Origin of the sequence: Embleya australiensis (assembly GCF_051903075.1) — a bacterium.
Classification (GTDB): domain Bacteria; phylum Actinomycetota; class Actinomycetes; order Streptomycetales; family Streptomycetaceae; genus Embleya.
Genome location: NZ_CP182422.1, coordinates 6011994 through 6036510, shown reverse-complemented (window position 1 = coordinate 6036510; position 24517 = coordinate 6011994). Strand labels below are relative to the sequence as shown.

21 protein-coding genes are annotated in these 24517 nt (G+C 70.1%); 9 read left to right on the top strand and 12 right to left on the bottom strand.

Translation table 11 applies throughout. The features are described 5' to 3' along the window. Positions 1-26: 26 nt before the first annotated feature. Both ACMXN5_RS26125 and ACMXN5_RS26120 read right to left on the bottom strand, forming a co-directional pair. Entirely contained in the window at positions 27-536 is a 510-nt protein-coding gene (locus ACMXN5_RS26125) for a hypothetical protein (protein WP_379996888.1), read from the bottom strand. Positions 537-656: 120 nt separating this feature from the next. Beyond that, complete coding sequence (locus ACMXN5_RS26120) at positions 657-1448, bottom strand: dioxygenase family protein (RefSeq protein ID WP_439677259.1); 792 nt, start codon at positions 1446-1448, stop codon at positions 657-659. 126 nt (positions 1449-1574) lie between these two features. Here ACMXN5_RS26120 and hrpA point away from each other — a divergent pair, with 126 nt between their 5' ends. Continuing rightward, positions 1575-5528: an ATP-dependent RNA helicase HrpA gene (hrpA, locus tag ACMXN5_RS26115; RefSeq protein ID WP_439677258.1), complete on the top strand. Its 3954-nt coding sequence runs from the start codon at positions 1575-1577 to the stop codon at positions 5526-5528. 18 nt (positions 5529-5546) lie between these two features. Here the strand turns inward: hrpA and ACMXN5_RS26110 are convergent, their stop codons facing one another. The 3 genes from ACMXN5_RS26110 to lon form a co-directional block, all read right to left on the bottom strand. Beyond that, positions 5547-5837 (bottom strand): YiaA/YiaB family inner membrane protein, encoded by a 291-nt coding sequence (locus ACMXN5_RS26110; RefSeq protein WP_078974632.1) that lies wholly within the window; start codon positions 5835-5837, stop codon positions 5547-5549. A 107-nt stretch (positions 5838-5944) separates the two neighbouring features. Beyond that, the gene (locus tag ACMXN5_RS26105; protein ID WP_439677257.1) at positions 5945-6562 is read right to left on the bottom strand and encodes a hypothetical protein; all 618 of its coding nucleotides are present in this window, start codon (positions 6560-6562) and stop codon (positions 5945-5947) included. A 264-nt stretch (positions 6563-6826) separates the two neighbouring features. After that, a complete protein-coding gene (lon, locus tag ACMXN5_RS26100) occupies positions 6827-9244 on the bottom strand; it encodes an endopeptidase La (protein WP_439677256.1) in 2418 nt (805 codons plus the stop codon). 548 nt (positions 9245-9792) lie between these two features. Here lon and ACMXN5_RS26095 point away from each other — a divergent pair. From ACMXN5_RS26095 to ACMXN5_RS26085, 3 genes are all read left to right on the top strand, one after another. Continuing rightward, positions 9793-9924, top strand: coding sequence for a hypothetical protein (locus ACMXN5_RS26095; protein WP_439677255.1), 132 nt, complete (start codon positions 9793-9795; stop codon positions 9922-9924). After that, positions 9921-11585: a hypothetical protein gene (locus ACMXN5_RS26090; protein WP_439677254.1), complete on the top strand. Its 1665-nt coding sequence runs from the start codon at positions 9921-9923 to the stop codon at positions 11583-11585. Before ACMXN5_RS26095 ends, ACMXN5_RS26090 begins: the two co-directional genes overlap by 4 nt. Before the next feature lie 142 nt (positions 11586-11727). Further along, positions 11728-12045, top strand: coding sequence for a hypothetical protein (locus ACMXN5_RS26085; protein WP_439677253.1), 318 nt, complete (start codon positions 11728-11730; stop codon positions 12043-12045). A gap of 290 nt (positions 12046-12335) precedes the next feature. Here the strand turns inward: ACMXN5_RS26085 and ACMXN5_RS26080 are convergent, their stop codons facing one another. The 5 genes from ACMXN5_RS26080 to ACMXN5_RS26060 all read right to left on the bottom strand — a co-directional run bounded on the left by ACMXN5_RS26080 (position 12336) and on the right by ACMXN5_RS26060 (position 15277). Further along, complete coding sequence (locus tag ACMXN5_RS26080; protein ID WP_439677252.1) at positions 12336-12944, bottom strand: dihydrofolate reductase family protein; 609 nt, start codon at positions 12942-12944, stop codon at positions 12336-12338. A gap of 91 nt (positions 12945-13035) precedes the next feature. Next, entirely contained in the window at positions 13036-13473 is a 438-nt protein-coding gene (locus ACMXN5_RS26075) for a DUF488 domain-containing protein (protein WP_439677251.1), read from the bottom strand. Continuing rightward, positions 13470-14060, bottom strand: a complete 591-nt coding sequence (locus ACMXN5_RS26070; RefSeq protein WP_439677250.1) for a DUF488 domain-containing protein — start codon at positions 14058-14060, stop codon at positions 13470-13472. Before ACMXN5_RS26070 ends, ACMXN5_RS26075 begins: the two co-directional genes overlap by 4 nt. Before the next feature lie 10 nt (positions 14061-14070). Then, on the bottom strand, positions 14071-14814 hold the full coding sequence (locus tag ACMXN5_RS26065) for a dual OB domain-containing protein (RefSeq protein WP_439677249.1): 744 nt from the start codon (positions 14812-14814) through the stop codon (positions 14071-14073). An 85-nt stretch (positions 14815-14899) separates the two neighbouring features. Next, positions 14900-15277: a hypothetical protein gene (locus ACMXN5_RS26060; RefSeq protein ID WP_439677248.1), complete on the bottom strand. Its 378-nt coding sequence runs from the start codon at positions 15275-15277 to the stop codon at positions 14900-14902. 185 nt (positions 15278-15462) lie between these two features. On the opposite strand from ACMXN5_RS26060, the gene ACMXN5_RS26055 reads away from it, so the two are divergent. The 3 genes from ACMXN5_RS26055 (at position 15463) to ACMXN5_RS26045 (ending at position 19041) form a co-directional block, all read left to right on the top strand. Beyond that, positions 15463-16692 (top strand): MFS transporter, encoded by a 1230-nt coding sequence (locus ACMXN5_RS26055; protein ID WP_439677247.1) that lies wholly within the window; start codon positions 15463-15465, stop codon positions 16690-16692. Positions 16693-16831: 139 nt separating this feature from the next. Beyond that, a complete protein-coding gene (locus ACMXN5_RS26050) occupies positions 16832-17458 on the top strand; it encodes an NADPH-dependent FMN reductase (RefSeq protein ID WP_439677246.1) in 627 nt (208 codons plus the stop codon). A gap of 68 nt (positions 17459-17526) precedes the next feature. Next, complete coding sequence (locus ACMXN5_RS26045; RefSeq protein WP_439677244.1) at positions 17527-19041, top strand: DHA2 family efflux MFS transporter permease subunit; 1515 nt, start codon at positions 17527-17529, stop codon at positions 19039-19041. 79 nt (positions 19042-19120) lie between these two features. Here the strand turns inward: ACMXN5_RS26045 and ACMXN5_RS26040 are convergent, their stop codons facing one another. Together ACMXN5_RS26040 and ACMXN5_RS26035 are read right to left on the bottom strand one after the other, a co-directional pair. Beyond that, entirely contained in the window at positions 19121-19834 is a 714-nt protein-coding gene (locus ACMXN5_RS26040) for an HdeD family acid-resistance protein (protein ID WP_439677242.1), read from the bottom strand. A 139-nt stretch (positions 19835-19973) separates the two neighbouring features. After that, positions 19974-21815, bottom strand: coding sequence for a class I adenylate-forming enzyme family protein (locus ACMXN5_RS26035; protein ID WP_439677240.1), 1842 nt, complete (start codon positions 21813-21815; stop codon positions 19974-19976). Between the two features lie 377 nt (positions 21816-22192). Here ACMXN5_RS26035 and ACMXN5_RS26030 point away from each other — a divergent pair, with 377 nt between their 5' ends. Further along, positions 22193-23365, top strand: coding sequence for an acyl-CoA dehydrogenase family protein (locus ACMXN5_RS26030; protein WP_395792006.1), 1173 nt, complete (start codon positions 22193-22195; stop codon positions 23363-23365). Further along, positions 23362-24507, top strand: coding sequence for an acyl-CoA dehydrogenase family protein (locus ACMXN5_RS26025; RefSeq protein WP_439677239.1), 1146 nt, complete (start codon positions 23362-23364; stop codon positions 24505-24507). Before ACMXN5_RS26030 ends, ACMXN5_RS26025 begins: the two co-directional genes overlap by 4 nt. Positions 24508-24517 lie beyond the last annotated feature (10 nt).

Here is a 24517-nt window from a genome sequence, read left to right as displayed (position 1 = left end):
ATTCCTCGGCGGGGCGGGACTCTTCCTCACTCCTCCCACAGGCCCGCCACCGTCAGGCCCGGGTCGATGTCGGCGAGCGCGCTGGTCGGGTCGAGGGTGGGCAGGACGCGGTGGGTCGCGGCGGCGTGCGCGTAGACGAGCAGCAGGTCCTCGGCGGTCCAGCGGACCGAGGGCCAGACCGCGTCGCGGCCGGGGCACAACCGGGTCAGGCGGGTGTGGAACTCGTCGAGCTCGGCCGGGTTGGTGAAGCTCCGGGCGGCCTCGATCGCATCCCGGTCGGTGCGCAGGAGGGCGTGTGTGGGGACCACGGGAACGCGCATCACCGCGTCGGGATCGCCGTCCGACATGCCCATGCCGCGCGCGACGCGGTGCAGCGCCGAGGCCATCAACAGCGCGACCAGCAACCCGCTGTCCTCGCGCACTCCCCCGGACGGAAAGAACCTCGCGTCCCAGAAGTGTTGTTCGGCGTTCAGGTGCTCGCGCACGAGCATGCAGCCGACGCCCACGCAGCTCTGCGGCAGGGTTCTGGCAGCCATGCCGCTACGGTACGGCTCCGGTGGCGCGCCGTGGCGCAGTTTCGGTTATTTACGACAATGGCGCCTTTATGACGACGGTACGCCCGTACGACCATCACCTTCGGGCCGGCCTCGCCCGGCTCAGCCCAACTGGATCGATCGTTTCGACAACCCGAACCAGAAGCCGTCGATCACCTGGCGCAGTGTGTCCAGGTCCTCGTGCCCGGCGCCGAGCGAGACGAACAGCGGGGCCAAGTGCTCGGTGCGCGGATGGGCCAGGCGCGCGGCCGGCGCATTGTGCGCGAAGTCGAGCAGCGCGTCCAGATCGCCCGCGCGGAACGCCTCGTCGCCCCAGTGGTCGAACTCGGCCGACCACCCGGGCACCGGCGCCTCGGCCCGGGGGTCCAGGCCGCGCAGGTTGTGCGTGAAGAAGCCGCTGCCGACGATCAGCACCCCCTCGTCGCGCAGATCCGCGAGCCGACGACCGACCCGGTACAGCTCCACCGGGTCGAGCGTGGGCAGCGACATCTGCAGGACGGGCACGTCGGCGTCGGGATACATCTCCACCAGCGGCACGTAGGCGCCGTGGTCGAGGCCGCGCTCGGGCGCGTCCCGCACGTCCGGCCCGAGCAGCGCCCGCACCCGCGCCGCCAGCTCCGGCGCGCCGGGCGCCGGGTAGGTGACCCGGTAGTAGTGCTCGGGGAAGCCGCCGAAGTCGTACACGAGCGGGACGGTGCGGGTGGCCCCCAGTGCGATCGGGGCGTCCTCCCAGTGCGCGGACACCATCAGCACGGCCGTGGGCCGAGGCAGGTCGGCGGCCCACGCGGCCAGCTGGCCGGTCCACAACGCGTCGTCCGCGAGCGGCGGCGCGCCGTGACCGAGGTAGACGACGGGCATGCGCGGCGCGGCGGGCCGCGACGGGGTGGTCTCCATACGCCCAGGATACCAAGTAGTTCTACGTTCAATAATTGATCCGACAGAGGGATCGGCGCTGTCAACACCCCCGGGAGTAATCCACTGGCCGTCGCCCCCGGGGTGCCACTTATCCTTGACCCCGTAATGGGAACGCCAGTAGCCACATCTCAGCTCGCCGACCTCCAGGCGCGCCTGCCCCACCTGATGCTTCGGGATCAGGACCGTCTGCGCCGTCGCCTGGACCGGACCCGCAAGAGTCGCAAGGGCCCGCAGCAGGTCACCGAGACCGAGAGCCTGATCGCCGCGTTCGACGCCGCCGAGACGCGGGTCGCGAACCGGCGCGCCGCCGTGCCCACGATCGGCTACCCCGAGGCGCTGCCGGTCAGCCGGAAGAAGGACGACATCCTCGCCGCGATCCGCGACCACCAGGTCGTGATCGTGGCGGGAGAGACCGGCTCGGGCAAGACCACCCAGATCCCGAAGATCTGTCTGGAGCTGGGCCGGGGCGTCCAGGGCCTGATCGGCCACACCCAGCCGCGCCGGATCGCCGCCCGCACCGTCGGCGACCGCATCGCCGAGGAACTGGGCGGACAACTCGGCGACGTGGTCGGCTACAAGGTCCGCTTCAACGACCAGTCGAGCGACAACACCCTGGTCAAGCTGATGACCGACGGCATCCTGCTCGCCGAGGTGCAGAACGACCGGCTGCTGCGCCAATACGACACGCTGATCATCGACGAGGCGCACGAGCGCAGCCTCAACATCGACTTCCTGCTCGGCTACCTCAAACAGCTGCTGCCGCGCCGCCCCGACCTCAAGGTGATCATCACCTCGGCGACGATCGACCCCGAGCGCTTCTCGCAGCACTTCGACGACGCGCCGATCATCGAGGTCTCCGGCCGTACCTACCCGGTCGAGGTGCGCTATCGCCCGCTGGTCGCGGAGGTCGACGAGGACGAGGACGACGAGGAGGGCGGCGGCGGGCGCCGACCCGACGACCGCGACCAGGTCCAGGCGATCAGCGACGCGGTCGACGAGCTGCTCGGCGAGGCGTCCGGCGACATCCTGATCTTCCTCAGCGGCGAGCGGGAGATCCGGGACACCGCCGAGGCGCTGAACAAGCGGCAACTGCGCAACACCGAGGTGCTGCCCCTGTACGCCCGGCTGTCCGCGGCCGAGCAACATCGGGTCTTCCAGCAGCACACCGGCCGGCGGATCGTACTCGCGACCAACGTCGCGGAGACCTCGCTGACCGTGCCGGGCATCAAGTACGTGATCGACCCGGGCACCGCGCGCATCTCCCGCTACAGCCTGCGCACCAAGGTACAGCGGCTGCCGATCGAGGCCGTCTCGCAGGCGTCGGCCAATCAGCGCAAGGGCCGCAGCGGGCGCACCTCCGACGGCATCTGCATCCGGCTGTACTCCGAGAAGGACTTCGAGTCGCGGCCCGAGTTCACCGATCCGGAGATCCTGCGCACCAACCTGGCCTCGGTCATCCTGCAGATGACCGCGCTCGGCCTGGGCGACATCGCCGCGTTCCCGTTCGTGGAGCCGCCGGATCGGCGCAACATCAAGGACGGCGTACAACTGCTCCAGGAGCTGGGCGCGCTCGACCCCGACGAGCCGGACGTGCGCAAGCGGCTGACCCCGATCGGGCGCAAGTTGTCCCAGCTGCCGGTGGACCCCCGCCTGGCCCGGATGATCCTGGAGGCGGACCGCATCGGCGTGGTCCGCGAGGTGCTGATCATCGCCTCCGCGCTGTCCATCCAGGACCCGCGCGAGCGGCCCACCGAACACCAGCAGCACGCCGACCAGTTGCACGCGCGGTTCGCGGACAAGGAGTCCGACTTCCTCGCGTATCTCAACCTGTGGAACTACATCAGGGAACAGCGCGACGAGCTGTCCTCCAGCCGGTTCCGCAAGATGTGCAAGAGCGAGTTCCTGCACTATCTGCGCATACGCGAATGGCAGGATCTGCACAGCCAGTTGCGCTCCGCCGCCAAGTCGCTGGGGATCGAGGCGACCGGCGAGCCCAAGGAGCCGAACACCCAGCACATCCACACCGCGATCCTGTCCGGCCTGCTCTCGCACATCGGCCTGATGGACCCGGCCAAGCGCGAGTACGGCGGCGCGCGCGGCACCCGCTTCTCGGTCTTCCCCGGCTCGGCGCTGTTCAAGAAGCCGCCGCGGTGGGTGATGGCGGCCGAACTCGTCGAAACGTCCCGGCTGTGGGCCCGGATCGCCGGCCGGATCGAGCCGGAGTGGATCGAACCGCTGGCCGGGCACCTGATCAAGCGCACCTACAGCGAGCCGCACTGGGAACAGAAAATGGCCGCGGTGATGGCCTTCGAGAAGGTCACGCTCTACGGCGTGCCGATCGTGGCCGCGCGCAAGGTCGGCTACGGCAAGGTCGATCCGGAGCTGTCGCGGGAGTTGTTCATCCGGCACGCCCTGGTGGAGGGCGACTGGCGCACGCACCACAAGTTCTTCGCGGCCAACCGGCGACTGCTCGCCGACGTCGAGGAGCTGGAACACCGGGCCCGGCGCCGGGACATCATGGTCGACGACGAGACCCTGTTCGACTTCTACGACGAGCGGGTCCCGGCCGACGTGGTCTCCGGGCGGCACTTCGACGCGTGGTGGAAGAAGGCCCAACGCACCGATCCGGACCTGCTGAGCTTCGAGAAGTCCATGCTGATCAACGCCAAGGCCGGCGGGATCACCGAGGAGGACTACCCGAACACGTGGGTCGAGGAAGGTCTGGAGCTGGCGCTGACCTACCAGTTCGAGCCCGGCTCGAACGCCGACGGGGTGACCGCGCACATCCCGGTCGCGGTGCTCAACCAGCTCTCCGGCGAGGGCTTCGAGTGGCAGATCCCGGGGCTGCGCGAGGAGTTGGTGACCTCCTACATCCGGGCCCTGCCCAAGGGCATCCGGCGCGGCTTCGTGCCGGCGCCGGACTACGCGCGGGCGATCCTGGGCCGGCTCACCCCGCGCAAGGGCTCCCTGGTGGACGGCCTGGAGCGGGAGTTGAGCCGGATGGCCGGGATGCCGGTCAAGCGGGAGGGCTGGGACCTCACGAAGGTGCCCGAGCATCTGCGGATGACCTTCCGGGTGCTCGACGACGACCGGCGCGTGCTCGCCGAGGGCAAGGACCTGGACGCGCTGAAGCTGAAGCTGCGCGAGCGTATGCGGGCGGCGGTGTCCGAGGCGGCGAGCACGCTGGACATCGAGCGCGCCGGCGTCACCGCGTGGGACCTGGGCGAGTTGCCGCGCGTGGTCGAGCAGCGGCGCGGGCCGCTGGTGGTCAAGGCGTATCCGGCGCTGGTCGACGAGGGCGGCTCGGTCGCGGTGCGGCTGTTCGACAGCGAGCCGGAGCAGTTGCGCGCGATGCGGGACGGGACGCGGCGCCTGGTGCTGCTCAACGTGCAGTCGCCGGTCAAGCAGATCCAGGGCCGGCTGCCGAACATGGCCAAGCTGACGCTCAGTCACAACCCGCACGGGGGTATCGACGCGCTCTTCGAGGACATCCTCGCGTGCGCGACGGACATGCTGATCCGCGACGCGGGCGGGCCGGCGTGGGACGAGGCGGGCTTCGTACGGCTGCGCGATCGGGTCAAGGCGGGGCTGCCGCGGCTGACCGAGGACACGGTGGTCAAGGTCGAGCGCATCCTGGGCGCCTCGCACGGGGTGGCCGGGCGGCTGAAGGCGACCCGCAGTCCGGCGCTGGCTCCAGCGCTGGCCGACCTGAAGGCGCAGTACACGGCGCTGGTGCACAAGGGCTTCGTGGCCGAGGCGGGGTGGCGCCGGTTGCCGGACGTGCACCGCTACCTCCAGGCGATGGAGCGCCGGTTGCAGCGGCTGGAGGCGGACCCGGTGCGCGATCGCGAGCGCATGCAGAAGGTCCATCAGATCCAGGCGGCATACCGGGATTTGATGGACCGTCAGGCAAAGGGTGCGCCGATTCCGGCCGAGGTGGCGGCGGTGCGCTGGCAGATCGAGGAGCTGCGGGTGAGCTACTTCGCCCAGTCCCTCGGCACCCCGCAGCCGGTGTCGGACAAGCGGATCCTGAAGACGATCGAGGAACTGGGCGGGTAGCCGGGCCGCGTTCGGCGTTCAGACCAGGTCGTTCTTGAACAGGTCGTGGTCGGTCAGCAACTTCTCCAGGCGAGCCTGGTCGACCCGGTTGACCACGGCCTCGCTCTCCTGCCGGTCCCGGACCACCTTGGCGAGGGTGATGCTGGAGGTCACCACGTAGAGCACGCCGATGCCGAGGAAGGCCCGGATCCAGCGGTCGACCGGGAGATAGACGATCCCGATCAGAACCGCGCTCACGGACACCCCGAAGGACAGTGCGGCCTGGACGAAGAACCCTTGGGTGTTGTTGGTGCGCAGCGGCGAAGTCATGACGACAGTCTTGGGCCGGACGGGTGTCGCGCACATGAGTAGATGTACTCAGGTAGTCGGCCCCCCGGCGGAAGCCGAGGGGCCGGGTGGATGCGGGATGTACTCGGTCAGGCCGCGCGCCACCGCGCACGGGAGTCGCCGGCCTTCACCGAGCAGACCATCGCCGTGCCCTTGTCGGTCACACCCATCGCTCCGACCGGTGAACAGAACGCACCCGGGTGCACGATGTTGCCGCTCGCCGGAGGCGGGTCGTTCTTCGGCGGGTCCGCCTTGGGCGGATCGTTCTTCGGCGGGTCAACCTTGGGCGGGTCGGCCTTCGGAGGATCGGCCTTGGGCTGGTCCGCCTTCGGGGGATCGGCCTTCGGCGGGTTCACCTCGTCCTGCGCCGGTGCCGCCGGCGGCGGCGGCGGTTCGACGGGAGCCGTGGTGGCGGCCGGCGGCGGTGTACCGCTCTCGGGCGGCGCGCTCGTCGGTGGCGTCGTGGTGGCGGCGGGCGGGGGCGTCGTCGCGCCGGAGGGCGTCGGGGTCGACGTCGAGGCCGGTGTGACCTTGTCCGCCTCCGAGCCGCCCTTCGAGTCGGACAGCGAACCCGTCGCGGCGGCCAGGAAGAACACACCCGCGACGATCGCCACACCGATCTTCAGGGGGCGCTGCCAGTTCGTGTACTTCCACATCAGGAAGATGCCCACCGGGGCGAACACGATCAGCAGCACGACGATCCACACCGTGCGTCGATACCAGGGAAGTTGCGGCTGAGGTTGCGGCGGAAACCCGGGTTGTGGCGGAACGTACGAACCGTTTCCCCACCCCGGGCCCCCACCCGTTCCATATGACATGCGCGAATACTGACAGCAACCAAACGAAGATTCCGCCGCGTGATCGAATCGAGATTCGGCGCCAACCGGGTTGTCCTCGTGTAGCCGGAAAATGCCGCACGAGCCGCCCCTTCGGACGGCTCGTGCGGCGGGTTGTCAGAACCTGACGGAGGATCAGGCAGCCACCGCGTGCTTGGCGTTGGCGGGTTCGAGGGCCAAGAGCAGGACCTCGCGGACGTCGGCGACCGCGTGGACCGTGAGCCGGCTCAGGATCTCCTCGGGCACGTCGTCCAGGTCGGCCTCGTTGCGCTTGGGGATCAACACCGTGGTCACACCGGCGCGTTCCGCGGCGAGCAGCTTCTGCTTCACGCCGCCGATCGGCAACACCCGGCCGGTGAGCGAGACTTCACCGGTCATCGCCACGTCGGAGCGGACCGGCCGCCCGGTCAGCAGCGACACCAGCGCGGTGGTCATCGTGACACCGGCGCTCGGGCCGTCCTTCGGGACCGCTCCGGCCGGGACGTGGATGTGCACGCCCCGGTCCTTGAGGTCGCCCACCGGCACCTCCAGCTCCGCCCCGCGCGAGCGCAGGTAGGACAGCGCGATCTGGGCCGACTCCTTCATCACGTCGCCGAGTTGGCCGGTCAGGGTCAATCCGGTGCCGCCGGTCTCGGCGTCCGCGAGCGAGGCCTCGATGTAGAGCACGTCGCCGCCCGCGCCGGTGACCGCCAGGCCGGTGGCCACGCCCGGCACCGCCGTGCGCTGTTCGGCCTTGCTCAGCAGCGACTCCGGGGTGTGCCGGGGCCGGCCGAGGTAGTCGCGCAGGTCGCCCGCGTCCACCGTGATCGGCAGCGGGTGCGAGGCGGCGTCGAGCGCCTGCCGGGCCGCGACCTTGCGCAGCACGCGGGCGATCGAACGCTCCAGGGTGCGAACGCCCGCCTCACGGGTGTACTCGCCCGCGAGCAGCCGCAGCGCGTCCTCGGTGAAGGACACCTCGGTGGCGTCCAGGCCCGCCTTGTCCAACTGACGCTTGATCAGGTGGTCCCGGGCGATGACGACCTTCTCGTCCTCGGTGTACCCGTCCAGGCGGACCAGCTCCATCCGGTCGAGCAGCGGCTCGGGGATGGTCTCCAGGACGTTGGCGGTGGCCAGGAACACCACGTCGGACAGGTCGAGTTCGACCTCCAGGTAGTGGTCGCGGAAGGTGTGGTTCTGGGCCGGGTCGAGGACTTCGAGCAGGGCCGCGGTCGGGTCGCCGCGGTAGTCCGAGCCGACCTTGTCGATCTCGTCGAGCAGGACGACGGGGTTCATGCTGCCCGCCTCCTTGATCGCCCGGACGATCCGGCCCGGCAGCGCGCCGACGTAGGTGCGGCGGTGGCCGCGGATCTCGGCCTCGTCGCGGACGCCGCCGAGGGCGACCCGGACGAACGAGCGGCCCATCGCGCGGGCCACCGACTCGCCGAGCGAGGTCTTGCCGACTCCGGGCGGGCCGACCAGGGCGAGCACCGCGCCGGAGCGCCGGCCGCCGACCACGCCCAGACCGCGCTCCTCGCGGCGCTTGCGGACCGCCAGGTATTCGACGATGCGCTCCTTGACGTCGTCCAGACCGGAGTGGTCCGCGTCCAGGATCGCGCGCGCCTCGGCGATGTCGTACGCGTCCTCGCTGCGCTCGTTCCAGGGAATCTCCAGGACCGTGTCCAGCCAGGTCCGGATCCAGCCGCCCTCGGGCGACGCGTCGGAGGCGTGCTCCAGCTTGTCGACCTCCTTGAGCGCGGCCTCCAGGACCTTCTCCGGCAGGTTCGCGGCCTCGACCCGCGCCCGGTAGTCCTCCTCCTCGCTGTCCGGGGTGCCGTTGAGCTCGTTCAGCTCCTTGCGCACCGCGGCCAACTGCTGCTTGAGCAGGAACTCGCGCTGCTGCTTGTCCATGCCCTCCTGGACGTCCTTGCGGATCGTCTCGGCCACGTCCAGCTCGGCGAGGTGGTCCCGGGTCCAGCCGACCACCTTGGTCAGCCGCTCCTGGACGTCGATCGTCTGGAGCACCTCGATCTTCTGCTGCAGGCTCAGGTACGGGGCGTAGCCGGAGTTGTCCGCCAGGTCGCCGGCGTCCTCCAGAGCCTGGACGTGGTCCACCACCTGCCACGCGCCGCGCTTGCCGAGCACGGTGGTGACCAGGGCCTTGTACTCCCGGGCCAGCTCCAGGGTGCGCTCGTCGGCCTCGACGTCCGGCACCCGGGTCGCCTCGACCCACAGCGCCGCGCCGGGGCCGGTGGTACCGCTGCCGATCCGCACCCGGCCCTCGCCGCGCACCACCACGACCGACTCACCCCCGGGCAGCCGGCCGACCTGCTCGATCACGCCGAGTGTGCCCACCGCCGGGTACTGCCCGTCGTCACGCGGAACAAGCAGCACCCGCGCCTTGCTCTCACTACGGACGCCGGGCCCGGTGGCCCGCCCCGCGGCGGCCCGCGCGGCATCCACGGCGGCACGGGTCTCCGCGTCGTCGAGTTCGAGCGGGACCACCATGCCGGGGAGGACGACGACGTCGTCCAGCGGAAGAACCGGCAGGGTCAGGGTCCCGATGGTCTCGCTCATGTCATGCCCCTTCAGTGGCCACAGTCGAAAAACTTGCGCTGTACCGACTCAAGAAACACGAGCCCCGCTTTGTTCCCCCACCCACCCCAACCCCTGTTCGCCCTGGGCGAAGTTGTCCTGCGACCCGGATCACCTCGGGGTCGCGAGGCGTGGCATGTGCGTCGGGAGTGCTGCCGGGCGGAGTCGCCGGGCCACCTACGGAGGGGGCCGAGGTCCCGTACGCCGCCTGGGACGGGTCTGAGTTCCGTCAGTCGTTGGTGGATGCCTGGGCGGTGCGGTTCGAGGACGTCGCGCCGGTACGTCGGATGCGGACAAAAGCGTCTCGCACGCGCCGGACTACTTCGCCCGCCGGGAGGACGGCACGGCGGTCGTGATCGACCGCCGTCCAGCGGATCGGCGCAAACCCTGGGATATGGCGAAGTTCGAGGCAGCGCAGGCAGCCTGCGCTCAGGTGGGATGGGGCTTCCGACTGGTGGGGGCGCCGGACCCGATCGTGGTGCGCAATGTGAACCGCCTGGCGGGTTACCGTCACCCACCGGCTGGAACCCGTGGCCGCCGAGCTGCCGGCGGCGTTCGTCGAGCCGCAGCCGCTTCACCTGGTGTGGTCACACGAGTTGACGGCGGATGTGTCGGTGCCGCTGCATGCCTTCTCGCCGGTGTCGGCAGGTGTGCGGCTGTGACGGCTGGGCGGGGCAAAGCGGTGTTGCGGCCCGGGGACTGGGTCACCTACGACGACGGGGAGCACCAGGTGGTGGCCCTCGCCGGCACGTCGGTGCGGCTGCGGTCGACAGCCGGGGCGGAATCGGTGGTGCCGGCCTCGCACCTGATGGCAGCACCGGACTTCGCCGTCACGGGCACGGAGCCGCTGCCCGCAGTGGAGCCGTCCGGATTGCTCGCGACCCTGCCGGGGCCGGTACGGGAGGCGGCACACGAGTGGGAACGCCACATGGTGGAGATCGAGACGGGACTGCCGCCCGGCAGCGCACCGGGCACACCGCCACGTCCCGGATATGCCCCGGCCGTCTTCACGTTGATGGAACGGATGGCCTCGACGGCGCGAGAACTCGATGTGACGGTTCGGACGATGCAGAGCCGACGGTCGCGCTTCGTCCGGCAGGGGGTCTGGGGGCTGGTGGACCAGCGGGCGATCCAGACCTGGGAGGCGACGGGGCGGGCGGATGCCCGCCTGGTCGCGGTGGTCCAAGAGGCCCTGGACGCGGAGACGCACATCTCGACGGGGACCCGGTCGCGGCTCATCCGCCGGGTGATCAAGCTGGTGGAGGCCACCCACGGGGAGGGGGCGGTTCCGCTGCCGAGTCAGCGGACGCCCTACAAGCTGATCGACGCGCTCTCCACCGGGCGGCACACCTTCGATTCGGCGGTCACGCGTCGGCAGACGGCGAACCGGCCGCAGGGGCCGTTCACGCCGACGTTCGCAGACCGGCCCGGGGAACAGGTGCAGATCGACTCCACCCCGCTGGACGTGATGGTGGTGCTCGACTCGGGGCTGACGGCCCGCGCGGACCTGACGATCGCGGTCGACGTCGACCACCCCGCCGTCGACCTCACCCGGCTGCCCGAAGTCGTCGACGCCCAGCGCAAACACCTGCGCATCCTGAGCCGATACGGCTGGGCGGCCACCTACGACGCCGTGCTGAGCGGCCTCATGCTCTGCGCGCACATCTGGTCCGTGGACGGACGTCCGTCCGAGTTCGGCACCTGGGACCGGTGGGAGGATCGCATCGAACTTCTCATCCCGTTCAGCCGGGAGAAGCAGGACTACACCGGCTACAGCACCTCGCGGTTGTTCGCCGCCATCTACCCCGAGGCCGTTGCCCTGGCACCGCTGATCGCCTCCCGCCACTGGCGGCAACTGGCCGACGGCACCGAAACCGACCAAGCCCGGTTCCTCACGGAGATCGGCAAGCGCGTCACCTACCCCTACTTCCCGCCCGACCACGACGGCGACGCCATCGCGCACTGGTCCCTCGCCGACTCCTGGCGCCCGCCCAGCCGCCCATTGACGACCTACACTCCCGGCCGGGTGCACGGCACCCTCCCCGGCCTCTCAGCGAACCGGCTCGCCCGACACGAGAAAAGCGCGATCTGGTTCGGCCGCAGCCAACGGGACCACGGCCGCACACTCCTGTTCCACAGCCACCTCAAGTCGGTCCTCCTACGCGACCGCAAACCCCAGTACGCGAAGTGGAAGGAAACCGTCTGGCACAGCACACGCACCGACGACCTCATGCGCCAAGAAGTCGCGAGGAAACGCCAAGCTCCTGACTGCGTAGGCAGCGATGGAAAACCCTTGTCGGCGGGTCTCGAGAGCGGACGATGACCTGGCACCGGGAGAGTGTTGTCGAGATCCCGCAGCCCCGGCGGCCCGGCTGCCTTGCCGAGGAAGCAGGTCGAGCAGTCATCCGAAGGCCCTGAAGGGAGCTCCGTCCCGTGAAGTCCGGCCGTGGGGCATGATCGTGAACATGAGCGAATCGAAACGGGACCTGCTCTCACGGATGTGGCAAGAGCACATGCGCGCGCCATTCCCGCCGCACATGCGCGGCCGAGAGATCGAAGGCGAAGACATGGTGTTGCTCGACTCGTACCTCGCCGGCGGTGTCATCTCGTCGTTGTCGGGACACTTTGACGAGGAGTGCCGCAGGATCCATCTCGACTGCCTCGCGGCCGTTGAGAGGGTTTTGCCGTCGATCCCTGATGAGGACGACGCTGGCAAGTACTACAAACACCTGCGGGACACGGCTGCGTTGGCTCTCGAACTCGGGAACACCGACGCACGGTAACGCCGAGGATGCCCCGCCGACTCGGCCGACGGCATACCCCTCTGCGCGTGCTCGGGTCGTGGCCGACCGGAGGGAGTCGGTGCCGTTCTCGACGATGTCGCCGCCGAAGGCACAGCGGATGGAAAACGAAGAGTCAATCTGCACAGAATCCGATGCCGCCGCGCAACCCATCTCTTCGCCTCGCAGCTGGGACGTCGGAGCCAACGCAACACAAACCGGCACGCGACAAAGCCGTCGCGTCCCGCCCTCGGGCCTCGGCGGGGTTCGGGGCGGCGGAGGCGGTCTGTGGCCTACTGGTAGCTGTCGTAGGTGGGCTTGCCCTTCGGTCGGTAGATGCCGAGGACGGTGCCGCTCTTGGTCGTCGAGACGCTGACCGGCTCCAGCGCGGTGGGGATCGCTCCGTCGGCGAACAGCCGCTTGCCGGTGCCGATGATCACCGGGTGGATGGTCAGCCGGTACTCGTCGACGAGGTCTTGCCGCATGAGGGTCTGGGCGAGGTCGCCGCTGCCGACGACGTTGATGTCGCCGCCCTCGGATGCCTTCAACGCGCGGACGGCAGCGGCGACGTCGCCCTCCAACAGCGTGGAGTTCCGCCAGTCGACGGACGTCAGGGTCCGAGACGCCACGTACTTGCGCATGCTGTTCATCCGCTCGGTGAACGGGTTGTCGGGGTCGGCGGTCGGCCAGTACGACGCGAAGATGTCGTACGTCTTGCGGCCCAGCAGCATCGCGTCGGAGTCCTCGTACCATTCGGCGATGCCCGCGCCGACCTCCTCGTCGGCCACCGGCTTCTGCCAGCCGCCGTGCTCGAAGCCGCTCTCCGCGTCCTCGTCCGGACCGCCCGGCGCCTGCATGACGCCGTCGAGGGTCAGGAACGTACAAACGATGATCTTGCGCATGATGTGCTCCCTATGTCGTCGACGGGTAGACCCCACCACCGCCGAAAACTCATCGGCACACCGGGACCCTCCGGGAGCCACACGCCGCCGCTCAGGCCAGGTGCTCGATCGTGACGTCGTCCCAATGCCGTGCGAGGTACTCCGCGACCAGTCGGCGGTGGCAGTGGTGCGCCGTTTCCTCGCTGCAGAGCAGGACCGCGTTGTCGAGCGCTTCCCGTGGGACGACGTCCTCGATCCGGCGAACTTTCATCAATTCGAGGAAACGTTCTTCGTAGGCCGCCCAGCCGACACCCTGTTTCTTGTAGGCGTCGAGCATCTCCTGGGTCGGCGCCAACTCGGTGCGATGGCTGTAGTGCGCACCGCAGAGCGCGCTCAGGAAGTACCTCAGATCATCACGCTTGGCGAAACCCGACAGCTGCGAGACATTGTTGAGGCGAACGTCGACGAGAGCCGTCACGCCGGCTTCCTGCAACAGTCCGAAGAACTTCTCGGCGGACTTCTTCGTGAACCCGATGGTATAGAGCTTCATTGATCCTCGTTGACATATGCGATCCGTCGCTCCTGACGCTCGAGAGCCTCCTGGAGGCGCATCACCGAGGTCCGGAAGAGATCTTCCCGGTCCAGTCCGAATTTGGCCATCAGGCGCAGCATCGCCGCGTCATGGTTCTCAAGGTGCCCATCGCCGTGAATGTGTTCGACGGCGATCCCGTGCTCGTCGAGGACTCGCGCGACGAGCACACAACGATGACAGTCGAGCGGCTCCTGTTCCGCGCACATGACGGCGATTCGCTCGCTCTGTGAACCCTTCCGCAGACGTTCGATACCGTTGACGAATTCCGGGGTCCGAGCCAGCAGGTCGTACCGCACTCGTCCGTCGACATAGCAGGTGAGGTCTTCGGTGCGTGCACCCAGTTCTTTCCCCAGGAAGACGTATTTGATATCGCTGTCGCGCAGGCTGCGCTCGACGGCGTAGCGGTTGAACTGGGGTGTGAATCGGCTGACCGGCATCGACCGCACATCGGCGACCGCCGTGACTCCATGCTTTTGCAGCAGGCTCAGAAAACCTGAGATGCTGTGTGTGGAGTGGCCGACAGTGAATAGTTTACTTGCTGTCACAGCTTGCCGCCTACGCTTGGACCCGCGCTCGTTCGATGATGGCTGCCACTAATTTGTAGGCATGATCTCCGAATGGTTCTCCGAGACTTATCGTGAGGAAGGATTCGCCCAGTTTGTAGGTACCTTCCGGTCGGATCAGATATTTCTGCTCATACGTGGGATCGGTGACTCGCAATATATACGCGTGCCCGGCGTGGGAGAAGCAGGCGCTCAGCGCCTTGCTCGGATCTCCGAACCTCGCTCCGGGAGTGTTCACTCGTAACGTCAGGTCGGTGACGCGTATCAGCTTGAGCGAGTCCCGCAGAGCGACCGTCTTTTCGGTCGGGATGCAATCATTGGCGCCGTGGAAGGTGCGGGATCCGTTGATCCACAACGTGTCGGGGCGCTGCTCCAGCGTCAGCAGCTCACTCCACCCGATCCGGCCGGTCCTTCGCCAACGACAGTCGGGGTCGAGGAGCCAGTTCTCGGTCTGGAACCGGTACGGCCGAGGCCGAAGCAGCGACACCGAGACGACATCGAGGACATTCGGCTCAGTGCCGTCTCGGTACCGTCGTTCGCGCTCGGAGACCTCGCGTTTCGGGCGGTCGCCGACAGGGCGTATCCACTCCCCCGAGCCGTCGTCGACGATGCCTGCCACGCACCGGGCCGAATGCTTGCGGGAATTCGCCAAACATACGAGCGTCTTGTTCGTCCGTTCCACGTTCGTCCCCCGATCCGAACGGATTGTCGGTCGTGGGATCGTCTCGAAGCCCATGGCGGAGGCACAACCCCCCCGCCCGTTCTTCAAGCAGGCACGAACTCGGCGCATCGTAGGTGCACTTCGCGCGCACCGCCCACGATCAGGGCTGTCGAACGGTCCGGGGTCGGAGGTGGCGTTGGGCGGCTTCGACGATGGTGTTCGCGGTGGTGTTGAACGCTATGGCCGCGCCGGGGGCGTGGGTGCGGACGAGGTTGACGGTCTGTTCGAAGAGCAGGAGGAGGTCTTCCGACTTGCGGATGCCGCCGCCGATCAGGACCACGTTCCAGGCGCGCTCGGTCAGGGCGGCGACGATCGTGGGCTCGGCGGTCTCGTCGGCGCCGAACACGGTCATGGATGCGTGGATGCCGTGGTCGGCGAATCGGGCCACCTCCGCCTCCAGGGTGGCGAGTAGGGCGGCGCCGTTGGTGCCGGGGACGAGGTGCGGGTCGATGCCGAGAACAAGTACCGAAGAGGTCATGCGATCAACCTACGAAATGGGGTCCGGCGGCCGGAACAGCGGTCCTACGTGGGCCGGTTGGGCTTCGGGCGGGTGACGGCGCGGCGTTGAGGGCGGGTTTCCGCCAGACCCCGGGTGGCGGGGGTGGCTGTACTGGATACGCCCCGGCTTCCGGGGCTCCCCCCACATCGCCGAAAGGGACACCCATGTCCGTCATCGCCCGAGCCGACGAACGTGCGGCCGCATCACCCGAGCCCGAGCCCGGGTCCGAGCCGCCGCGACAGTACTGGCCCGCCGTTGTGTGTCTGTTCCTCGGGATCTTCGCGATCGTGACGACCGAGATTTTGCCGATCGGGTTGTTGACGCCGATCGGGGACGACTTCGGGGTCTCCGACGGGACGGCCGGGTGGTTGATGACCGTGCCCGGGTTCCTGGCCGCGATCTGTGCGCCGCTGGTGACGGTGTCCACCGGGCGGCTGGATCGGCGGAGCATGCTCGTCGCGCTGATCGTGCTGCTCGCGGTGGCGAACTTCCTGGCCGCGCTCGCGCCAGCGTTCTGGGTGGTGCTGGTGGCGCGTGCGCTGGTCGGGGTCACCATCGGTGGCTTCTGGTCGATCGGGGCGGGCCTGGCGCCCCGGCTGGTACGGCCCGAGGCGGTGGGTACGGCGACCGCCGTCATCTTCGCCGCCGTACCGGCCGGATCCGTACTCGGCCTGCCCGCCGGCACCCAACTCGGCGAACACCTCGGCTGGCGGGCCTCGTCCGTGGTCATGGGCGCCCTCGCACTGGCCGTGTCGATCGCGCTGCTCGTCCTGCTGCCCCCGCTGCCCGCGACGACCGTGACCCGGGCCCGGGTACTGCGCGGCCTGCTTCGCGGCGCCGACGTGCGGATCGGCCTCGCCGCCACCGCCCTCGTGGTGATCGCGCACTTCGGGGCCTACACGTACGTGACGCCCTTCCTCGAGGAGGTCACCCACGTCGACCGAGGCCGGATCGGCCTGTACCTCCTGGCGTTCGGCGTGGCCGGCATCGTCGGGAACTTCGTCGCGGGCACGACCCTCGCCCGCCGGCTGCGCGCCACCTTCGCCGGCTGCGCCGCGCTGATCGCCTCGGCCACCGCGCTCTTCCCGGTCCTGGGCCGGTGGGACGCGGGCGCGCTCGGCCTGCTCGTGGTGTGGGGATTGGCCTACGGCGCGGTCCCGGCCTGCTCGCAGACCTGGTTCGCCCGCTGCGCGCCCGAGGCCCCCGAGGCCGCGACGGTGGTGTTCACGTCGTCCTTCCAACTCACCTTCGCCGTCGGCGCCCTCCTCGGCGGCGGCGTCGTGGACGCGACGTCCCCCTCGACGGTCATGGTGTGCGCGAGCGCGGTCGCCCTGACGATGGTCGCCGTCCTCGCACTCCTCGGCGCGCCCGGCCGCGACAGGGCTTCGAGGTAGCCGGACACCTGCCCCGAAACACGCCGAAAGGGTTCGGGAAAGCGGCAGTTGACTTCAAGTCGACTTGAACTTCTACCGTTTTCCTCGTCGCCCGGAGCAACCGCTTCCGAGGCGCAGCCGAACTCTTCTTGGGGACGCCATGACCACGCTCACGCACACCGTCGCGGACATCGACACCACCACCGCCGGCGCCGGCACGTTCCGGCTCGCCGTCATCGTCGGCAGCACCCGGCAGGGCCGGTTCGCCCCGGTCGTGTCGAACTGGTTCGCCGGCGCGGCCGAGGAGCACGGCGACTTCGAGGTCGACATCATCGACCTGGCCGAGGACCGCCTGCCCGACGTATGGGCCCCGCTGCACGGCGAGCCCGCCGCCGTGGTCGCCCGGGTCGGCGCCCGACTCACCGCCGCCGACGCGTTCGTCGTGGTCACGCCGGAGTACAACCACAGCTTCCCGGCCGGGCTGAAGAACATGATCGACCTGTTCCGGAACGAGTGGCAGGGCAAGCCCGTCGGCTTCGTGTCCTACGGCGGCATCTCCGGCGGCCTGCGCGCGGTCGAGCAGCTGCGCCTGGTCTTCGCCGAGCAGCACATGGTCACCACCCGCGACGGGCTCGCCTTCCCGATGGCGTGGGAGAAGTTCGACGCCGACGGCAAGCCGGTCGACGCGGCCGGTACCGCCGCCGCCGCCAAGGTCATGCTCGACCAGCTCGCCTGGTGGACCGAGACCACGCGGTCGATGCGCGCGCGCCGCCCGTACGGCGTCTGACCCCGAGCACCGACGCCGCGCCCGTCGCCGCACGGCGTACCCACCCCGTCGAACGCCAGGAGCCCGCGATGGCAACGACCACCGCCCCGGCCGCGAACTCGCGCGCGGCCACCACCCCCACCGACACCCCGTCCCGCGGCATCGCCGCCATCGCCCTCGTCGTCGTGCTCGGCTCGGTCATGTCGGTCCTGGACGTGACGGTCGTCAACGTCGCGCTGAACCACCTCGCGCAGGACTTCGACGCCCCGCTGGCCACGATCCAATGGGTCGCGACCGGGTACACCCTCGCCCTGGCCACAGTCATCCCGATGGCCGCGTGGGCGATGGGCCGCTTCGGCACCAAACGGCTGTACATGTTCTCGATCGCCACCTTCGCCGCCGGATCGATCCTGGCCGGCCTGGCCTGGTCGGCCGAATCGCTGATCGTCTTCCGGGTCCTGCAGGGGCTCGGCGGCGGCCTGATCATGCCGGTCGGGATGACCATCCTGGCCCGCGCCTCGGACCCGAGCCGGATGGGCCGCACGATGGCCATCCTGGGCATCCCGATCCTGATCGGCCCGCTGGTCGGCCCGATCCTGGGCGGATGGCTGGTGGACGACGTCTCGTGGCGCTGGATCTTCTTCATCAACGTACCGATCGGCGCGATCGCCCTGGGCCTGGCCGCCAAGGTCTTCCCGCGCGACACCGCGCAACCGACCAGGCCGCTGGACGTGCCCGGACTGCTGATGCTCTCCCCCGGCCTGGCCCTGCTCATCTACGGGCCGGCCACCGGCGGCGAGAAGGGCGACTTCGGCGCCGCCGGGGCGCTGGTGCCGGCCGTGCTCGGTGCGCTCCTGGTGATCGGCTTCGTGGCCCGGGCGTTGCGGGTCCAGCACGCGCTGATCGATCTGCGACTGTTTCGCAGTCGGCCGTTCGTGGCCGCCGCGGGCACGATGTTCCTGTTCGTCTGCGCGTACTTCGGCTCGATGATGCTGGCTCCGCTGTACTACCAGCTGGTGCGCGGGGAGAGCGCCACCGCCTCCGGGATGCTGGGCGCGCCACAGGCGCTGGCGACGGCGCTGTCCATGCAGGTGGCCAGTCGGCTCAGCGACCGGATCGCGCCGGGGCGGATCGTGTTGATCGGGATCGTGGTCGCCGCGTCCGGGTTCCTCGCGTTCACCACGCAGGTGGCGGCGGATACGCCGTACTGGGTGCTGATGGCGTGCATGTCGGTGACCGGGGTCGGGGTGGGGATGACGCTGATGCCGACCACCGCCTCGGCGCTGCGCACGATGTCGCACGAGCAGGTCGCGGTCGCGGGGACGACGTTGACGATCATCCAGCAGGTGTCGGCGGCGATCGGTGGGGCGTTGATGTCGGTGCTGTTGGCCGGGTCGATGCGGGATGGCCTGCCGGCCGGGCAGGGGGCCGGCGGGCTGGGCGAGCTGCACACGTTGTCGCCGGATGTCGTGGTGGCGGTCGGGCCGGCGTTGGCCGAGGCGTTTCAGGGGACGTACTGGTGGGCCGTGACGTTGATGGGGCTGGCGTTCCTGCCGGCGCTGTTGATGAGCCGCGGTCGGCCCACGGGGCCGGTGGGCGAGTAGGCCGGGGTCGGGGCGGCCGTCCTCAAACGCCGGACGGGCCATATGGCCCGTCCGGCGTTTTGTGGTTGATTCTTGGCTGTTATTGGTCTTCGGTCGGTTGCTTGGTCATCGTGTCCGGGCCCTTGTATGTGCCCTCCCTCGTGGGGGGCTTTTCGGCTGTCCATTCGGTCGGGCGGGTGGGCTCGGGGACTTCCGCGTCTCGGACCATGCCTACGATTCGGCGGCCGGTGAGGCCCAGGCTGACCAGGCTCAGGCCGTCGAAGAGCAGGGCCAGGGAGATGAACGTGCCGATCACGTAGCGGCTGCTGCTGGGCCATTCGGCCAGTACCAGCAGGCCCAGGACCAGGTCGACCACGCCGACGACGATGGTCCCGATCATCTTGGCCGACATGCTCGCCACGCCGCCGACGATGCGGAACATGCCCGCGCCCAGCAGCAGCAGGGCCACGAACAGGGTGAGCGCCTGCGCCCCCACGTCGGGTCGGCGCAGCAGCACCACGCCCGCCGCGATGTTCAGCGCCGAGACCGCGACCACGAGCCAGAACGCGTTCTCCTTGCGCGCCTGGATGGCCTGGACGAAGCCGACCACGCCGCCGATCAGCAGCAGCCAGCCGAACAGCACCATCGTGGTGAGCGTGGCCAGGCCCGTGTAGATCAGGCCGACGACCCCGCCGAGCATCAGGACCACGCCGAGCACCACGAGCAGACCGAACCCGAATCCCTTGCCGCTGCGTCGATGCCGCCCCACGCCGGATTCGGCGGAGGGACCGGTGACGCCCTTCGTGCTCTCCATGGGTGCCGCTCCTCGGATCCGTCCCGCGCCCGCGAAATCGCGTGCGTGGTACGCCTTCCCGCTGGAAAGCGACATATCCGCACGATCGGCTGTTCGCATGATCGTTACGGACCGGGGGCGGCCCCGCGCGGCGCACCGCTCAGCGACCCGCCCCCGGGGGCAACGACGGCGGCAGCGCGGAGCGCACCGGGGACAGGGCCGGGGCGAGCGCGGGCCGGGCCGTGGGCATCGGCGTGGCGGTCGCCGTGGTCACCGTGACCCCGCGCACCGCCGCGCCCGGCCGATCCGTCAGGCCCAGGAAGTGCCGGCGCAGCCGATACTTCTCCACCCGCCCGTTCGGCGTCCGCGGCATGCGGGCCACGATCCGCACATACGCCGGCCGCATGTACGCGGGCAGCGACTGGGTGCACCACGCGCGTAGCTCGTCGGGGTCCAACGGCCGACCCGGCTCCGGCTCGGCGTACAGCACCACCTCGTCCTCGTCGTCCCGGTCGGCGGGCACCCCGAAGACCGCGCCGACCGCGATGTCGGGGTGCTGGTTGACCAGGTCCTCGATGTGGTACGCCGACACGTTCTCGCCGCGGATCCGGATCCGGTCCACGACCCGGTCGACGAAGTGCAGCAGCCCGTCCTCCTCGTCGAACACCGCCGCGTCGCCGGTGTGGAACCACAGGTTGCGGGTGGCCTCGGCGATGCTCAGCGGGTCGCCCACGTACTCCTGGACCAGCAGCCCCGGCAGATGCGGACGCATCGCCAGGTGGCCCACCACCCCACGCGGCACCGGCCGGTCGTGCTCGTCCAGGATCGCCACCCGGGTGAACGGCAGCGGCGCGCCCAGACAGCCCCGGCGCACGATCCGCGACGCGGGCAGCACCGGTACGCCCAGGCGGTCGCACACCCGCTTGACCTCCTTCGCCCCCAGCCCGCGCCGCAGCGCCTCCGGGGTGCCCTCGCCCGGCTCGGCGCCGATCAGCACGGCGGCGATCGGCAGCCCCGTCTCGACCTGCCCGTAGCCCGCGACCACGGTGTCGATGCCGTAGCGGCGCGCGAACGAGTGGTGGATCGCGGGCAACGGCTGCATCAGCACCTTGCTCAGCGGGTTGTCCCGCTCGCCGCGCCGCTCGGGCGCGCCGGAGAGCCAGCCCACCATCGTCTCGGTGAGCACCGCGCTGGTGGCGCCCGCGGCCGTCACCCGGCGCCAGAAGTCGACCGGGTGGAACCGGTCCCACAGCGACACCCCGGCGCCCGTCCAGGCCGCCCGGGCCAGCCCGGCGAACGCGCCCTGGAGCGAATGCATCGGCAGGTCCACATGCACCACGTCGTCCGGCGTGGTCAACCGGCGCAGCAGCAGGGTGTACGCCGCCAGCCAGCGGTGCGGCAGCACGGCGGCCTTGGCCCGGCCCGTCACCCCTGCGGTGTGCACGATCATCCCGACGTCGGCGGGGTCGTTCACCACGCCCGGCGGCTCGGCACGGGCCAGGAAGTTGGCGTAGGCGATCTCGGGATAGCCGTGCGGCGGACGCGGACCGACCGCGTCGTGCACGGTCAGCCGGGGCAGCCGGTCCAGGTGCGGGCGCACCGCCTCCAGCGACTGCACCAGCATGCGCTCGGTGACCACGAGCAGCGGTGCGGTGGACTCCAGTTGCTCGACCAGGGGGTCGCCGATCAGGTCCGGGTCGATCGGGCAGTAGACCGCGCCCGCCTTCCAGATGCCGAACATCCACAGCGCGGCCGCGTACGAGCTGCGGCAGTGCACCGCGATCCGGTCGCCGCGCCGCACGCCCGCGCGGGCCAGGTTGCCGGCGATCGTGTCGGTGGCCCGCTTGGCCTCGGCGTAGCTGAGGTCCAGACCGTGCTCGCCGTAGTGGATGAAGACCCGCATCGGGGTGTGCGCCGACCACCGGTCCAGTGCTTCGGTGACCGACTCCCCGTCCGCGGCGAGTTCGGCGGCGAGACCCGCCTCGAGTTCTTCGGCGGTCATGGCTTGTGACAACCCCCTTGCGACACGCGAAAACCCGGAAGCCGGCGGCTGGAGACCGTGCGTGTACTCGATCACACGGGGACAAGAACATATCGCCTGGGCGTGCGGCTTGGGGGCCCGGGCACGGGCTTCCTACCGGTGAGTTCAGCACTTAGCATCCAGGTGGCCCGGTTGTCGACGGTGTGTCGTGCGACGGGAACAGGGCGTCATGGTGGCGAACGGAGGCACCTCCTGTGCGAGAGCGGGGCGGCGTGAGCGATACGGACAACCAGCCCGACAAGGGGCACGACGACGGGCCCGGCAACGAACCCCGGGCCGCATCGGGCACCGCTCCCGACGGCCCACCGGCCGCGGACGGCCCGCTCGACGCGGCGGAACTGCGGCGGCGGGTGGCCGACTTGGTCGCGGCGCACGATCCCACCACGATGTCCTCGGTGGAATTCCTCGGGCACCGCTTCGACGCGGGCCTGGCCTGGGTGCACTTCCCCGTCGGCTGCGGCGGCCTGGGCGCCTCGCGGGCGCTGCAACAGGTGGTCGAGGACGCGTTGATCGCGGCCGGCGCCAAGGTGGTGAGCGCGTACCGCAATCCGATCGGCCTCGGGATGGGCGCGCCCACGATCGTCGCGCACGGCAACGCCGAGTCGCGCGCGCGGTTGTTGCGCCCGTTGTGGACCGGCGAGGAGGTCTGGTGCCAGCTGTTCAGCGAGCCCGGCGCGGGATCGGACCTGGCGGGGCTGGCCACCCGGGCGGTGCGCGACGGCGACGGCGACTGGATCGTGACCGGGCAGAAGGTGTGGACCTCGCTCGCGCACAAGGCGCGCTGGGCGATGTTGCTCGCCCGGACCGATCCGGACCTGCCCAAGCACCAGGGGCTGACCTACTTCTTCCTGGACATGACCTCGCCCGGGGTGGAGGTGCGCCCGCTGCGCCAGGCCACCGGACAGGCCGAGTTCAACGAGGTGTTCCTGACCGACGTACGCGTGCCCGACGCGCATCGCGCGGGTGAGGTGGGTCAGGGCTGGGCGGTGTCGAACACGACGCTGATGAACGAGCGGGTGGCCATCGGCGGCGGCGCCGCGCCCCGCGAGGCGAACGCGATCGGCGCGGTGGCGCGGATGTGGCGCGACCGGCCGGAGTTGCGCACTCCCGGCCTGCACGACCGGCTGCTTCGGGCCTGGGTGGAGTGCGAGGTTGCCCGGCTCGGCAACGAGCGCATCCGCCAGCAGCTCGCGGTCGGGGCGCCCGGGCCGGAGGGGTCGGCGGCCAAGATCGCCTACGCGCGGCTGAACCAGGACGTGACCCGGTTGTGGCTGGAGCTGACCGGCGAGGAGGGCCTGGGCTACGACGAGTGGACCATGCGCCGCAGCGACATGGGCCAGGCCACGCTCGGCGCGCGCGCACCGGGCTACTACTACCTGCGGGCCAAGGGCAATTCGATCGAGGGCGGCACCTCGGAGGTGTTGCGCAACGTGATCGCGGACCGGGTGCTGGATCTGCCGCGCGAGCCGCGCACCGATACGAAGGTGGCGTGGAAGGAGATGCCCCGGTGAGCGAACCCACGATTCCCTCGCTGCTGTACGGCGAGATCGAGGAGGAGTTGCGCGCGACGCTGCGCGAGCTGCTGCGGGACCGGTGCGGGTGGCACGACGTGCTGGCCCGGATCGACACCGACGAGGCGTACGACGAGGGCCTGTGGAAGGCGGTGGCGGCCGAGTTGGGGCTGGCCGGGCTGCTGATCCCGGAGGAGTTCGGCGGGGCCGGCGCGGGGCCTCGGGAGGTCGCGGTGGCGCTGGAGGAGCTGGGCCGCGCGGTGGCGCCGGTGCCGTTTTTGGCCAGCGCGGTGCTGGCCACTTCGGCGCTGCTCGCCTGCCCGGCCGGTGCGGCGCGCGATGCCGCGCTGCGCGCGCTGGCGGAGGGGACCCGTACTGCCACCCTCGCGGTGACCGCGACCACTTGGCCGGAGGCGGGCTTCCCGCTGTCGGTGACGGGGGCGTGGGACGGCGAGGAGTTGTCCCTGACCGGCGCGGTGACCGGGGTGTTGGCGGTGGATCGGGCCGAGTTGTTGGTGCTGCCGGTGATCGTGTCCGGCGAGCCGCATCTGGCGTTGGTGGCGGGTGACGCGGCGAGCCTGTCGCGCGGCGCGGTGACCTCGTTGGACGCGACGCGCCCGGTGGGCCAGGTGACGCTGGATCAGGTCCGCGGCCGGGTGGTGGCCGGCCCCGAGCACGCCGAGCGGGCTCTGCGGCTGGCGGTGTGCCATGGCGCTGCTCTGCTCGCGTCCGAGCAACTGGGCGTGGCCGAGCAGGCGTTGGCCGAGGCGGTCGGCTATCTGAAGGTGCGTCACCAGTTCGGCCGGCCGATCGGCTCGTTCCAGGCGCTGCGCCATCGTGCGGCCGACCTGTGGTCGGACCTGGCGTCGGCCCGGGCCGCGGCCCGCTATGCGGCGGCGTGCCTGGCGGAGGACTCCCCCGACGCGGCGGTGGCCACCGCGCTGGCCCAGGCGTACTGCTCCGAGGTGGCGGTGCGCACGGCGGAGGAGTGTGTGCAGATGCACGGCGGGATCGGCTTCACCTGGGAGCACCCGGCGCACCTGTACCTCAAGCGGGCGATGTCCTCGGCGCTGCTCCTGGGCACCTCGGACCGACACCGGGCCACGCTCGGCGTGCTGGTGGACCTGCCGCCGGCGATCTGAGCACCCCGCG